Origin of the sequence: Niabella agricola (assembly GCF_021538615.1) — a bacterium.
GTDB classification, from domain to species: domain Bacteria; phylum Bacteroidota; class Bacteroidia; order Chitinophagales; family Chitinophagaceae; genus Niabella; species Niabella agricola.
Map to the genome: position 1 here is coordinate 2122143 of NZ_JAJHIZ010000003.1, position 12316 is coordinate 2134458.

The 12316-nt window shown below is 47.7% G+C and carries 11 protein-coding genes; 2 read left to right on the forward strand and 9 right to left on the reverse strand.

Annotation, left to right across the window (positions count from 1 at the left end):
• Positions 1-324 precede the first annotated feature (324 nt).
• Both LL912_RS14330 and LL912_RS14335 read right to left on the reverse strand, forming a co-directional pair.
• Positions 325-1143, reverse strand: coding sequence for an energy transducer TonB (locus tag LL912_RS14330; protein ID WP_235554258.1), 819 nt, complete (start codon positions 1141-1143; stop codon positions 325-327).
• An 88-nt stretch (positions 1144-1231) separates the two neighbouring features.
• Positions 1232-1807, reverse strand: coding sequence for an ExbD/TolR family protein (locus LL912_RS14335; RefSeq protein WP_235554259.1), 576 nt, complete (start codon positions 1805-1807; stop codon positions 1232-1234).
• A gap of 92 nt (positions 1808-1899) precedes the next feature.
• Between LL912_RS14335 and LL912_RS14340 the strand changes: the two genes are divergently transcribed.
• Together LL912_RS14340 and LL912_RS14345 are read left to right on the forward strand one after the other, a co-directional pair.
• Positions 1900-2469 carry a pentapeptide repeat-containing protein gene (locus LL912_RS14340; RefSeq protein ID WP_235554260.1) on the forward strand — a complete coding sequence of 190 codons (570 nt, stop codon included), beginning with the start codon at positions 1900-1902 and terminating at the stop codon, positions 2467-2469.
• Between the two features lie 53 nt (positions 2470-2522).
• Positions 2523-3185: a DinB family protein gene (locus LL912_RS14345; RefSeq protein ID WP_235554261.1), complete on the forward strand. Its 663-nt coding sequence runs from the start codon at positions 2523-2525 to the stop codon at positions 3183-3185.
• 206 nt (positions 3186-3391) lie between these two features.
• Here LL912_RS14345 and LL912_RS14350 read toward each other — a convergent pair whose 3' ends face one another.
• The 7 genes from LL912_RS14350 to LL912_RS14380 all read right to left on the reverse strand — a co-directional run bounded on the left by LL912_RS14350 (position 3392) and on the right by LL912_RS14380 (position 12175).
• Positions 3392-5344: a M1 family metallopeptidase gene (locus LL912_RS14350; RefSeq protein WP_235554262.1), complete on the reverse strand. Its 1953-nt coding sequence runs from the start codon at positions 5342-5344 to the stop codon at positions 3392-3394.
• Positions 5345-5845: 501 nt separating this feature from the next.
• Positions 5846-6040: a hypothetical protein gene (locus LL912_RS14355; RefSeq protein ID WP_235554263.1), complete on the reverse strand. Its 195-nt coding sequence runs from the start codon at positions 6038-6040 to the stop codon at positions 5846-5848.
• 277 nt (positions 6041-6317) lie between these two features.
• Entirely contained in the window at positions 6318-7319 is a 1002-nt protein-coding gene (locus LL912_RS14360; RefSeq protein WP_235554264.1) for an aldo/keto reductase, read from the reverse strand.
• 119 nt (positions 7320-7438) lie between these two features.
• Positions 7439-8677: an MFS transporter gene (locus tag LL912_RS14365; RefSeq protein WP_235554265.1), complete on the reverse strand. Its 1239-nt coding sequence runs from the start codon at positions 8675-8677 to the stop codon at positions 7439-7441.
• A gap of 77 nt (positions 8678-8754) precedes the next feature.
• On the reverse strand, positions 8755-9666 hold the full coding sequence (locus LL912_RS14370) for a helix-turn-helix domain-containing protein (protein ID WP_235554266.1): 912 nt from the start codon (positions 9664-9666) through the stop codon (positions 8755-8757).
• A gap of 243 nt (positions 9667-9909) precedes the next feature.
• Positions 9910-10647 (reverse strand): nucleotidyltransferase family protein, encoded by a 738-nt coding sequence (locus tag LL912_RS14375; protein ID WP_235554267.1) that lies wholly within the window; start codon positions 10645-10647, stop codon positions 9910-9912.
• Positions 10648-10690: 43 nt separating this feature from the next.
• Positions 10691-12175, reverse strand: coding sequence for a RapZ C-terminal domain-containing protein (locus tag LL912_RS14380; RefSeq protein ID WP_235554268.1), 1485 nt, complete (start codon positions 12173-12175; stop codon positions 10691-10693).
• Positions 12176-12316 lie beyond the last annotated feature (141 nt).

A 12316-nucleotide genomic window follows, 5' to 3' on the forward strand; every position in this document is an offset into this window, starting at 1 on the left:
AATTACACAAAAGCCGCGAGGTTTGGTATTCCGCAACAGATCGCTCATCTGGTATGCACGAAGCCCGGGTTTGTGACCGTTTTTTTGTGACAAAAAAATATTGTCACAAATTTTTTGTCACAAATGTTGCGATTTCCGCCCTAAAAAGCCGGGGCCAACTGACCCCGGCCCGGACCCGGACGCTTTCCATGTTCCTGAAAATGAATACCCGTAGTTAAAAAACCCTTTCTTTGGTTTACTTTTTTGTCAATGCAGGAGATGGGCGCTTCGCTGCGCTATCCAGGCTTTAACGTATTCTAACATTCCTTTAACAGTGAAGCCGAATTACTGGTCCAGCACTTCAAAGGTGATTGGTTGTTTCCGGTACGCCTTAACCGGGTATCCGTTTTGAATCGCTGCTTTCCATTTCCCCGATTTTTTAATGACCCGGATGGCCTCATCACCCATACCAAAACCCGGATCTTTTAGTACCTTAATATCACTTACCACTCCATTTACATCTACTACAAACTGCACCAGGACCTGATACTTACCCGGGGTTGCTCCATTATCTACCGGTATTTCACCGCGAAGGTTCGTTGTCAGGAACCGATGCCAATCGCCCGGATAGCTGGCTTCAACCTGAACCACTTCAAAGATCTCCGGCTGCTTTTCTTTTGGCTTCATTTCCAAGATTCCTTTCCCGTCAGGAACGCCATCCGGTGGTATCGCTACATTACCCATTTTCTCCCCTTCCAGATGTTCCAAGCCGATTTTTACGTCCACAAGGTCCTCCTGTGAAGGGGGCGGCGTTGTTACTTTTTCATCCGGAACGATCTTTGGTATTACAAATTTTTCAGTAGCGATCTTTTGGGGTTCCTGCTGTTTGGGTGGCGGTGGTGCCGGTGGCTCTATTTTTTCCGGCTCTTCTATTTTAGTAAGATCTACAACATGGCTGATGATCGTAACCGGTGCCTTTTTGGACTCAGCACCTTTTAATGCGGAAGCCCCCATAAAGGTGGCAATGATCAGCCCGGTGGCGCCCAGCGCTTTTATCAGCCGCCGGTTATAGGTACTACGCAGCTCGTAAGCGCCGTAGGTCTTGTTCCTTCCGTCAAATAAAATATCGAGGAAAGAGGCTGACAGGATTTTTGTTGTTTCCATAATTTATGTTTTAGTTATAAAAATGTATAGCAAGGCCTGTTCCCGAACCAGCGGCCCGGAAAGGATGTATCGGTACGGTTACTATCAATCAGGGAATATGCTTCAGTTCTTCTGCATCGGGCGCCGTCAGTGCATACCGCGCAACCTGGTTGATTAGCATTTCATCCAGCACCCGCACCACCGTTTTGTAATCGGCATTTTTTCCTGGCTTTATAATTACCATCAGTTTGTTTTGACGGCAGGTTTCCGGTGAACGGTTTTCCGCCTGTGCTTTTGCTTCGCAGACCGGATCCGGCACATACTGCGCCATTACTTCTGCTTTTTTGCGCATCAGTTCTGTTCGCAGTGCACCGGGCGTGATCTCATGAAGATTGAGTCCCTTCGGTTGCAACGGGCCTTCGTAATAAGTAAGACGTCCATGATCCCCTACCAGGATCGTAAATACACCGGATGACGCCGTTGGAGCCTGCGGACCATCCTTTGGCATGGATAAGCTCATTGTGGAAGGATCACCCATCGCAGTCGTATAGATAAAAAAGGTGATCAGCAGAAAGCCCAGATCCACCATTGGAGTCATGTCTATTTTAATAGCGGACCGGCTAAAACTCAGTCCCCTATGGCGTTTGCGGTCAACAGGCACCGGAACCATTTCCATGCTGCTCATAGCGTATGCTTTACTTATTAGACATGAACCTCATATAATTCCACAAATTTTTATGCTTCCTTTTTTGAAAAGGTATCTTTGAACAAAAAGGTATGAGCCGCTATTTTGAAGATATCGCGTATGAGAAACAGGACTATGTTCAGAAAGCATTGCCCAAAGGAGATTATGAGGGCTGCTGCTTTAAGGGATGTGGGTTTGCTGCTTCCGATCTTTCATCCGTTAATTTTATCGACTGTTGTTTTGAAGATTGCGATCTCAGCGGCGTTCAGATCGGGCAGGCTTCGTTCCGTGACACTGTGTTCAAAAATTGCAAGCTGGTGGGGGTTCATTTTGAAGAGGCCAACACGTTTTTATTTTCTCCCCGTTTTGAAAAAACTACACTTACGCTTAGTTCTTTTTATGGGGTAAAGATGAAATACGTTTGTTTTGATGAATGCCTGTTACAGGAAGTGGACTTTGTAGATGCCGATTGTAGCGGCGTTGTATTTGGCAACTGTGATCTTTCTGGTGCCCGGTTTGAAAACACCAACCTTGAAAAAGCGGATCTTTCCAGTGCTTACAATTACCGGATCAACCCGGAAACCAACAAGCTCAAAAAAGCTGTTTTCAGCCTTCCGCATATTGCCGGATTGCTGGACAAGTACGGTATTATTATCCGGTAATTTATTGTACCTTGTAAGGTGTTTTAATTCCTCATTCCTAAATTTCATACACTATGCAGACCCTTCAGTCCAATCGCAGGAACTTTATTATCAACAGTGCAGCATTCGCCCTGGGCACTTTTTTGCCTGCAGCAGCGCCGGCACGTATATTGCCCGGTAGTGTCCCTGGCGATGAAACACTTTTCACTATCGGACCGGTAAAAGGCTACAGTCCGCAGATCGGCACTCTTGTATCCATGCTGAACTATAACCGTTACACGGTCATTCAGGCCGTACAAAAACTGAACAGGGAACAAATCGATTTTCTTTTTGATTCCCATGCGAACACGATTGCCGCATTGGTCATGCATTTAGGAGCAACGGAGAAATTTTACCAGATCAACACTTTTGAAGGACGCCAGGAATTTAACGCGGAAGAAAAAAAGTTATGGGAAGCCCCCATGGAGCTGGGCGATAAGGGACGTAAGGAAATTAAGGGTAAAGATATCGGGTATTACCTGGATCTGATTGCAGAAGTCAGAAGCAAGACGCTGGCCGCTTTTAAAGAAAAAGATGATCAATGGCTGATGGCAGTGGATGCGCAGTGGTCGAAACCAGACCGCCCGTTAAATACTTACTGGAAATGGTTTCATGTATGCGAACACGAGTCGAACCACCGGGGCCAGATCGCGTTCTTAAAAAGCAGGCTGCCAGGCAGCAAACCCGCATCAGAATAATATAGCACCGCCGTTCGGCCATACATCAAAGAGGCTGTCAAAAATCCGTCATTTCGAGCGTTATGTAGTGAAGCCGGGAAATCTCCAATACATCATTTCCAGGTAATGAGATTTCTTCTCCCGATAGCAATCGGGGCCGCTTCGTCCCGCAAGGGCGGGATCGAAATGACGGTTTCGGACTTTTGAGACAGCTTCTAGTGATTTTTTTATTTATTGCCGGTCCAGGTGTTATTGGTACGGTCCCAGTCGAGCACTTTCTTATCCGGATCAATGGTTACTTCCACGATTGGGGTGGTAGTAGCTACTTCAAACGAATAAGAACTGCCGCGTTGCCATATTTCCACCGGAAGGTTGACGGTTTGCTGTTTTCCATTGCTTTCCTTTATAAGAACGGTTATGGGCATGGGCATCTGTTCCAGGTTTTCCAGGGTAATCTGTGCCCCATTAGCGGGTATCCGGTTCTTGTATTTTACCCCGCGTACTGCCTGATCAATTTTCCAGTTATTAAACACCCAGCCTCTCCAGAACCAGCCCAGGTCTTCCCCACCCACGTTCTCCATCGTACGGAAAAAATCCCATGGAGTAGGGTGTTTAAATGCCCAGCGGCTGATGTATTCCCTGAAGGCCGCATCAAAGCGTTTTGTTCCCAGCACCGTATTCCTCAGGGCATGCAGCATTAAAGAAGGTTTAAAATACGCTGCATTTCCCAGATTGACCTGCTGCACCACATCGGGTTCGGTCAGTAAAATATCGCCCGCATCACTAAAAACAGACTGAACGGTTTTGGCTGCCGCGGGATCATTAAAATAGCTTTGCTTTTTAAACTCTCCTTTGTTAAAAGCTGCGCTGGACAGGTCGTTGATAAACGTATTAAAGCCTTCGTCCATCCATGCGTACTTGCGTTCATTGCTGCCCACGATCATCGGGAACCAGGTATGCCCGAACTCGTGATCGGTTACGCCCCAAAGTTCGCTTCCCATTGCTCTGTAGCTGCAGAACACAATACCGGGATATTCCATGCCCCCTACGATACCGGCCACATTGGTGGCGGCAGGATAAGGAAATTCAAACAGGTTTTTGGAATAAAACTCAATGGATCCTTTTACCATCTCCGTACTGCGCTGCCAGCCATCGGTGCCGATGGATTCAACAGGATAAGCACTTAATGCAAGGGACTTCTTACCGCTGGGCAGGTCAATTTTTGCCCCATCGAGTACAAATGCCGCTGAGGCTCCCCAGGCTGCGTCACGGGTATTCTGGATCTTATACCGCCAGGTAGTGATACCTTTTTTGGCACTGATTCCGTCTTTTCCGATTTCCGCTGCATCCCGAATCATGGTTGTTTTATCACTGAGTTTTGCCGCGGCATACCGCTTTGCCTCTTCGGGTGTAAAACATTCAGCTGGGTTCAGCAACTCACCGGAACCAACCACAATCATATTGGCCGGAGCAGTAATATTGAAATTAATATCGCCGTACTCCAGATAAAATTCTCCCTGTCCGAGATAGGGAAGTATGTTCCACCCCTGGATATCGTCATAAACGGCCATCCGGGGGAACCATTGGGCCGCCTCATAAATCCACCCGTTCTTTGTGTTGAGTCTTCCCATGCGATCGCTGCCGTATTCCGGAACCTGGAAGGCATATTCAATGGTTAGCTTTATTTTTCCGCCGGCTGCTTTGAGCGGGTTGCCCAGCCATACTTGAGTACGCGTATCAGTAGTAGTATATTCCGGTGTATATTTTTTACCGTTTTCCTCAACTGTAACGGACTTTATCACATTACCTTCAGTAAACATGGCATTGGCCCAACGTCCGCCGGAAGCTGTAGTGGTAGCGGTTGCCCGGGAATCTTTCCGGTAGGCATTCTGATCCGTCTGCAACCAAAGAAATTTTAAATTGTCCGGGCTATTATTTGTATACAGGATCTCCACTTTTGCAGAAACGGTATGACCAGCTGTATCCAGGGTAGCGTTGATCGTGTAATCGGCCCTGTTCTGCCAATATTTAGGCCCAGGTTCACCGGAAGCGCTCCGATACTCATTTCCCGGCGATGGATAGAAAAAGGGAGCAAATGCTTCCGTATGACTGTATTTGGATTGTGCGTCAACAAAAACGGATACAAGTGCAAAGATTGCCAGCAGACTGCTTTTCTTCATATATAAACATTTACCGGATGAAAATAGCAAAATAATGGCTCTTTTGCCATTCGCGCCGGCAAAATATGATAAACCGCACCAGGGTCGTACAAAAGGTCTGGCAGCACCTGCTATAAAATATGACCGATATGCTGCTTTTTCAGCCTGCATGCGAAGGGAAGCAGCGTGAGGAACCGGATGAAACGCATTGTTGTAAGCTTTGGAGTGAAGACGCCGGGTAACATTCCGCTGCAACAAAGCTGAACGACATTAACGTTTCTTTACAAGCCTAAACAGATCTCCAGGATTTCACAAATCTTACAGGCTGATCATGAAATCTTACAAACGCTCCCAATGAGCCAAAATACCGGATCACATCATCACACTTCAGGAACAGGTCATCCTGCCGGATCAGTATGTTATAACTATCAAACCCCCATTCGCCGATATGTTTCTTAAGCCCGTGATGTACCGCATTCTTATGAATATAAAAGACAAAGCCGGGTATATCCGAATCCTTGTCTACAGGCGTTCTTTTATGTAATCCATAAACAGTCCGCCCATTCTTCTATACCGTTTATTAAAAGCCTTTGCGTACCCGTTCAGCCAGTTGCTGAATTGCTGCATTACAAATGAAGGCATGCGATCACCATTGCTAAAGCTTCCCTTTCTTTTGCAATAGAAGGTTTCCAGCTCCGGCTGCGTCTTTATGCTCACCAGGAGATGAAATGATTGGGCATGAGGCTGTAGGCGTATATTTCCGCAGCCGGCAAAATATACTGTACCGTTTTCTTCAGGAAATAGAGATCATTTTCATGTTCCAGCAATAATTTTTCGAATCCGACACCCCGGTTGAACGGTGGTAAACCCTGCCCGGAATTAAAGGTTGGTGTTGATCAGGCATGTGTTGAAAAAACGAAAAAACCGGACGCCAGACCTATAAGGGTTTAAAACCCTTATAGGTCTGGCGTCCGGCCTGGCCCGGCTGGCCGGGCTAATGGTTTACCAGTTTCATGGCGCCCTCGCTGTAACGGGCACCGGTATCCGGGTATTTTTTAACCAGCGCATTGATAGCATTGAGGTCCTCAGGGGTTAAAACAATGTCTACCGCGCCAGCGTTCTCTTCCAGGTATTTTCTTTTCTTGGTTCCGGGAATCGGTATGATATTATCCCCCTGGGCCAATACCCAGGCCAGGGCCAGCTGTGCCGGTGTGCAGCTTTTATCTGCCGCCAATGCTGCAAATGCTTCCACCAGCCGCTTATTATTATCGGCCACCGCCTCCTGGTAACGCGGCAATGTTCTCCTGAAATCATTTTCTGCCAGAGTACTCGTATCCAGGGTGTGGGTTACGAGTCCTCTTGCCAGGGGCGAATACGGCACCAGCGTAATGCCCAATTCCCGAACCGTATCGAGGATGGCACCTTCCACATCCCTTGTAAGGATGGAGTACTCACTTTGCAATGCTGCGATCGGATGCACCGCATGCGCCTTGCGGATAGAAGCTGCCGAAGCTTCACTTAACCCGAGGTAACGTACTTTCCCCTGCTTTACCAGGTCGGCCATGGCGCCCACCATTTCCTCCACCGGCACATTGGGATCTATCCGGTGGGCATAGTACAGGTCTATGGTATCGATCTTCAATCGCTGCAAGCTCTTGTCCACCGCCTGTTTCAGCCACTCCGGCCGGCCATCAAAGTACGTACCGGAGGCGCTGCTCGGCCCGGCGACTCCATCCTTAAAACGGAATCCGAATTTGGTGGCAATAAAAACCTTATCCCGGTTGGGTACCAGCACTTTTGAAATCAGTTCTTCATTAGCACCGTTGGCGTACATGTCCGCCGTATCCCAGAAATTGATACCCAGATCCAGCGCCTTGTGCAGAGTGGCCACACTTTCGGCATCATCTGTGGGACCGTAGGCAAAGCTCATTCCCATACAACCCAGACCGATGGCGGAGAGGGTTTCCCCTGTTGTTCCTAATTTTCTGTATTTCATATTTTCTTTTTTTAGTAAGAAGTGAGAGGTTATTGGTGAAATGTAGGGGAACGATAAACTGAGCGTAGCAACCTGGCTGCTACATGTACTGCAGTTGGACCCCTAAAAATGATTACCCGTTACACCGGTTCCTGTTCTTTTTTAACCAGTAGCTGTAAAATCAATAACGCGATGATTCCCATAACGAGATATCCATAACCCAGTACTGCCTGTGACTGTGGACGCAAAATTCCTACAACTGTATAACTGGTAACTGCCGTAACAATAAAGTTGGCACCTCCGCTTAATCCGCTGGCCAGGCCTGCCATCTGCGGAAAGCGGCCCAGGCAGTAGGCAAAATAATTATTGAAGATGAACCCCACACATACATGGATGAGGAAGGCGAAGAACAACAGGGTATAGAGATTTTGCAGCCATGCTGCTGTCAGGATCATACCGAGGGTGAACAGCAACTGCGCCGCATTGCTCCTTCTCAACTTGGGCAGGAAGGCCTTGTTTAAACTGGCTTTGCCCAGGAATCCGCCACACATCCATGCGAGGCCCATTACCAGGGCGCCATACCCCGCCACCACAGATGAGTAATGCATCTGGTGCTCGATGATAAAGGCGCCTGCCAGTCCAAAGATCATCGTGGTTCCATAACAGAGGCCGCAGATCAGCAAGCCATAGGCAAAAGTACGGCTCCGCATCATAAAACGATAGTCCTTCAGTAAGGCGTTCCACTTAAATGGCCGGTACACCGGAACAGTTTCACCGGAAAAGATCCATTCCAATATCAACATCAGCATACCATAGATCGCCAGTACGTAAAAATTGGCCTGCCAGTTAAAATACAGCTGCAGGTAACCTCCGATAAAGGGTGCGATCACGGGTGCGGAAGACCATACGATAGACATGAGACTGAGATAGTGTTTCCGCTCTTCTCCTTCATATACATCCACAAAAAATGCCCGCTTGGCCACGATGATAAAGCCCGTCGTAATCCCCTGTACAATGCGCATGGCATATATGAGCTCAATCTGTTTTGTAAAAATGATTACAAAATTGCTGGCAATAAAGACGGCAAGGGAAACCATTGTAAGGCGAAACCGCCCATAACTGTCGATGAGGCTCCCGGTTATGAACTGGGCCAGCCCGTAACTAACCAGAAAGAGCGTTAGGGTGAGCTGAACGGCTCCTTCCGGCCGATGCAATTCCTGCGCCATATGCGGCATGGAAGGGATATAAATATCTGTGATCAGTCCGGATAACGGGATGAGCAAAAACGCAATCAGCGTGGCGGCTTTTTTGTTCTTTTCCTGCAGCCGCTTAACACCAGGTTGTTGTTGACGGGATATCATTGATTGAGTTGGAATCATGTGGTTATTTTACGCCACAAAATTAGAGCGGCTCTTTTATTTCCCGGTTACCCCAATCAAACCAATACTTACAAAAATCAAACAATTGCCTTTCGCAGGGCTACAGGGCTTTGACCGGTTTTCTTTTTATAAAAGTTGGTGAAGTGGGCAGGGTATTCAAACCCCAGGCTATAGGCGATCTCCGAGATATTCCAGTCGGAATGCCTTATAAGGGCTACTGCTTCTTTTAGTATCCGGTCTGCAATATGTGTGGATGTGGTTTTTCCGGTTACTTCTTTAACTGACCGGTTGAGGTGGTTGACGTGTACGGACAGCTGGTGCGCATAGTGCTGGGGGGTACGTAATTGCAAAGAGAGGTCCGGCGCGTCGATGGGGAACTGGCGCTCCAGCAGCTCCAGGAACAAATGGGTGATGCGGGCACTGGCATTGACGGGCTTTTCAAATCGGTCTGTGGCGCTCCATTTCATGGCTTCGTGGATGACCAGGTGCAGGTAATTGCGCAGCACGCTAAACTTATGCACATAGTCGGATTGCAGCTCTTCCAGCATTTTCCGGAAGATTGTACTGACTTCCCGCTGCTGCTGTTCATTTAAAAAATAAACCGGCCGGGCGCCTGCCTTAAATAAAGGCGCATCCTGAAGACTGACCATCCGCTCATCGTGCCGGATAAACTCCTCCGTGAATAAGCAAAACCATCCGCCCTGCTCGGCCGATTCGGCCTCCCATGAATAAGGCACCAGGGGATTGGAAAACATCAGTGCGGGACGGTCGATATAGATCCACTGGTTGGCGTAATACAGTTTGCCGGTGCCAATGATATAGGATACCTTGTAATAATCGCGTCTTGAATAACTGGTGTGCGGCGAACAGGATGACCGGGGAAAGATATTGAAATGCCCCAGGCCCAGCCCCACATTGTGGAGGGATAATTTGGAGGTATTGTGATTGATCCGTTTGTAGAAAGCTTCGACGGTTTCTGCTTTTTCCATAAGCCAAAGTTACGGAAATCAAACAAAATGCCGGAACAGGGTCTGTACCACATTTTTATTTCGGCGGCCAGCACAAATACTGACCATGACTGAGAACTTTCTAGGTCAATGATTCGCTGATTGGTTGGATATGTTTGAGTACAGCTAAAGCCAGTGTTCAATCTGCACATCTGCGGCTAAAGGAAATGACATTGTTTTTGTTATGCCAATGGCGCAACTGCGGCTGTTTGTTTTCGCTACATCTCAGGGAAACAGGGCTTCTGCTATGGCTACACTTTCCGGTTTACCTACATCTACCCAGCGGTCATTTTTATGTGGTAGTCCTTTTATAGTATGCTCTTTTGCCAGGTGCAGGTAGAGGTCGATAAGCGAGAATTTACCGGTAAAAGGGATGAGCTCAAACACTTTGTAATCAAATGCTACCACGCAATCATAGGCACGTTGCTGCAGGTCAGGTGTTTGTCTCGAAATCCGTTCTTCTCCGGTGGTGTCATTGCGCCAGCCGCAAAGTGTGTTTTCGGTATCAAACAACAGATAGCGAGAGGTTTTCCGCTCACTTACCGTCATGGAGATCAGTGCATCATTTTGCTGGTGAAACTGCATTAGTGCATGAATATCCAGGTCCGTAAGGATATCGGCATTACAGGTTAGGAAGGGCACTCCCGGGGTAAAAAGCGGTTTTGCTTTCAGCAGGCCGCCGCCCGTTTCCAGTACAGCATCGGTTTCATCACTGATAAGGACTTCGCTGCCCCAGCCCCTGTTTTTTTTCACCGCATCAATGATCTGTTCGGCAAAGTGATGCACATTCACAATGACCCGCGTGATGCCATATTCTTGTAAATATTCAATATTACGCTGCAACAGGCTTTTCCCGTTAATTACCGCCAAGGCCTTCGGATGCCGGTCCGTCCAGGGCTTAAAACGCGTGCCCAGACCGGCACAGAAAATAAGGGCCTGGCTAAAGGGTTGTTTGTTTGTCATGATCTCCATTTATACAGTGGAATATGTGAATCAAGCTGCTGTCCTATTGCGGGGCCTTTACCGGATCCGGATTCACGGCTTCATTCATCCAGTTCTTTGCGTCCTGCACCCAGTGGTTCAGTTCTACTTTTACTTTGAATTTATTTTTCAAATGCCGAGTTAAGGCGTCTGCGGCATAAACACTGCGGTGCTGTCCGCCTGTGCACCCAAAGCTGACCATCAGGCTATCGAATCCACGCTGGATAAAATCGGCTACGGTGATATCTACCACATCAAAAACACTGTGCAGGAATTCGGGCATTTTTGTCTGCTGCTCCAGGTACTGGATCACTTCTTTGTCGCGCCCGGTCTTAGTCTTCATACTTTCAACCCTCCCGGGGTTTAGAATGCCCCGGCAATCAAATACAAACCCGCCACCATTTTCCTCATCTGCTACCGGAAGGCCTTTCTTAAACGAGAAGCTGGAAACTTTTACGACCAGCGGAGTTTCAGCAGTTGCCTGCACAGGTGTAAATTGTTCGATGATTTCATCGGCAATACAAAGCTGCAGCACTTTATCAAATTCCGGCACCGAAATACCCATGGCGTTCTTCTGAATAAAGGACCGCAGGTTTTTTAAGGCCAGCGGAATGCTGGTTAAAAAATGGGCCTTCCGTTCAAACAAGCCCCTAAATCCATAGGCCCCCAACACCTGCAGCAGCCGGATGAGCACATAACCGTTATACTGGCTCACAAAGACTGTCCGGTTCAAAGGCCGGTCCAGCAAGGGCTCTACGGCATCCATGTAGTCTTTCAGCAATGCTTCTTTCCAGCCTTCAGATAAATTGGCTCTTGCCTGCCATAACAAGGAGGCCACATCATATTGAGGCGCACCCTTCATGCCACCCTGGTAGTCGATAAAATGAACCGAGCCATCCTCCATTACCTGGATGTTACGGCTCTGAAAATCACGCATCATAAAGAATTTATAATCGGTATGCGTCAGGTATGTGCTCAATGCTTCAAAGTCATCGATCAGTGCCTGTTTATCGTAGGGCTTCCTTAAGGCATCCAGGAAATAATATTTAAAGTACAGCAGGTCGGCCATAATCGCCTGCTTACCAAATTCCTTATTGGTTAGGCATTTGTCATAATCCAGGCCCTTATCGCCCAACACCTGTACCCGTGCCAGTTCTTCAAGACTTTTCTTAAACAGCGCATACACGGGGGCGCATTCGCCCTGTTCTTCCAGATGGTTGATCAGTGAGATATTTCCAAAATCTTCCTGCAGGTAACAAGCCCTGTCTGCGCTGATTGCCAGGATATTGGCAACAGGAAGCTGGCGTTGCTGAAAATACTCTGAGAAGTAAAAAAAAGACTCATTTTCTTTAATGTTCGCACCATAGGTGCCGATAACAGACCGGCCATCCTTCCAGATCCGGAAATACCGGCGTTCGCTGCCCGCCTGCTGTAACACGTCCACGGAATCCGGTGACTGCCCGTTCCACTGTTGAAACAGTCCGGTTATTTTTTCGATTTTATCCTGCATGCGGCAAAAATAGGGAGGCCCTGCGGGGAATGTAAAATAATTAATATAAAATTTTAAATCAAAATTAAGGTGACGGTTTTTGCTTTGCAATCCCATGTCTGAAACCAGCTAATACCGGATACCTGCATTTTCAAATTCGTA

Excerpts from the sequence above, each read along its gene's own strand:
- LL912_RS14335 (WP_235554259.1), bottom strand. The coding sequence starts at position 1,807 with ATGAGCAGCATGGAAATGGTTCCGGTGCCTGTTGACCGCAAACGCCAT.
- LL912_RS14345 (WP_235554261.1), top strand. The coding sequence starts at position 2,523 with ATGCAGACCCTTCAGTCCAATCGCAGGAACTTTATTATCAACAGTGCA.
- LL912_RS14340 (WP_235554260.1), top strand. The coding sequence starts at position 1,900 with ATGAGCCGCTATTTTGAAGATATCGCGTATGAGAAACAGGACTATGTT.
- LL912_RS14380 (WP_235554268.1), bottom strand. The coding sequence starts at position 12,175 with ATGCAGGATAAAATCGAAAAAATAACCGGACTGTTTCAACAGTGGAAC.
- LL912_RS14330 (WP_235554258.1), bottom strand. The coding sequence starts at position 1,143 with ATGGAAACAACAAAAATCCTGTCAGCCTCTTTCCTCGATATTTTATTT.
- LL912_RS14360 (WP_235554264.1), bottom strand. The coding sequence starts at position 7,319 with ATGAAATACAGAAAATTAGGAACAACAGGGGAAACCCTCTCCGCCATC.
- LL912_RS14370 (WP_235554266.1), bottom strand. The coding sequence starts at position 9,666 with ATGGAAAAAGCAGAAACCGTCGAAGCTTTCTACAAACGGATCAATCAC.
- LL912_RS14375 (WP_235554267.1), bottom strand. The coding sequence starts at position 10,647 with ATGACAAACAAACAACCCTTTAGCCAGGCCCTTATTTTCTGTGCCGGT.
- LL912_RS14365 (WP_235554265.1), bottom strand. The coding sequence starts at position 8,677 with ATGATTCCAACTCAATCAATGATATCCCGTCAACAACAACCTGGTGTT.
- LL912_RS14350 (WP_235554262.1), bottom strand. The coding sequence starts at position 5,344 with ATGAAGAAAAGCAGTCTGCTGGCAATCTTTGCACTTGTATCCGTTTTT.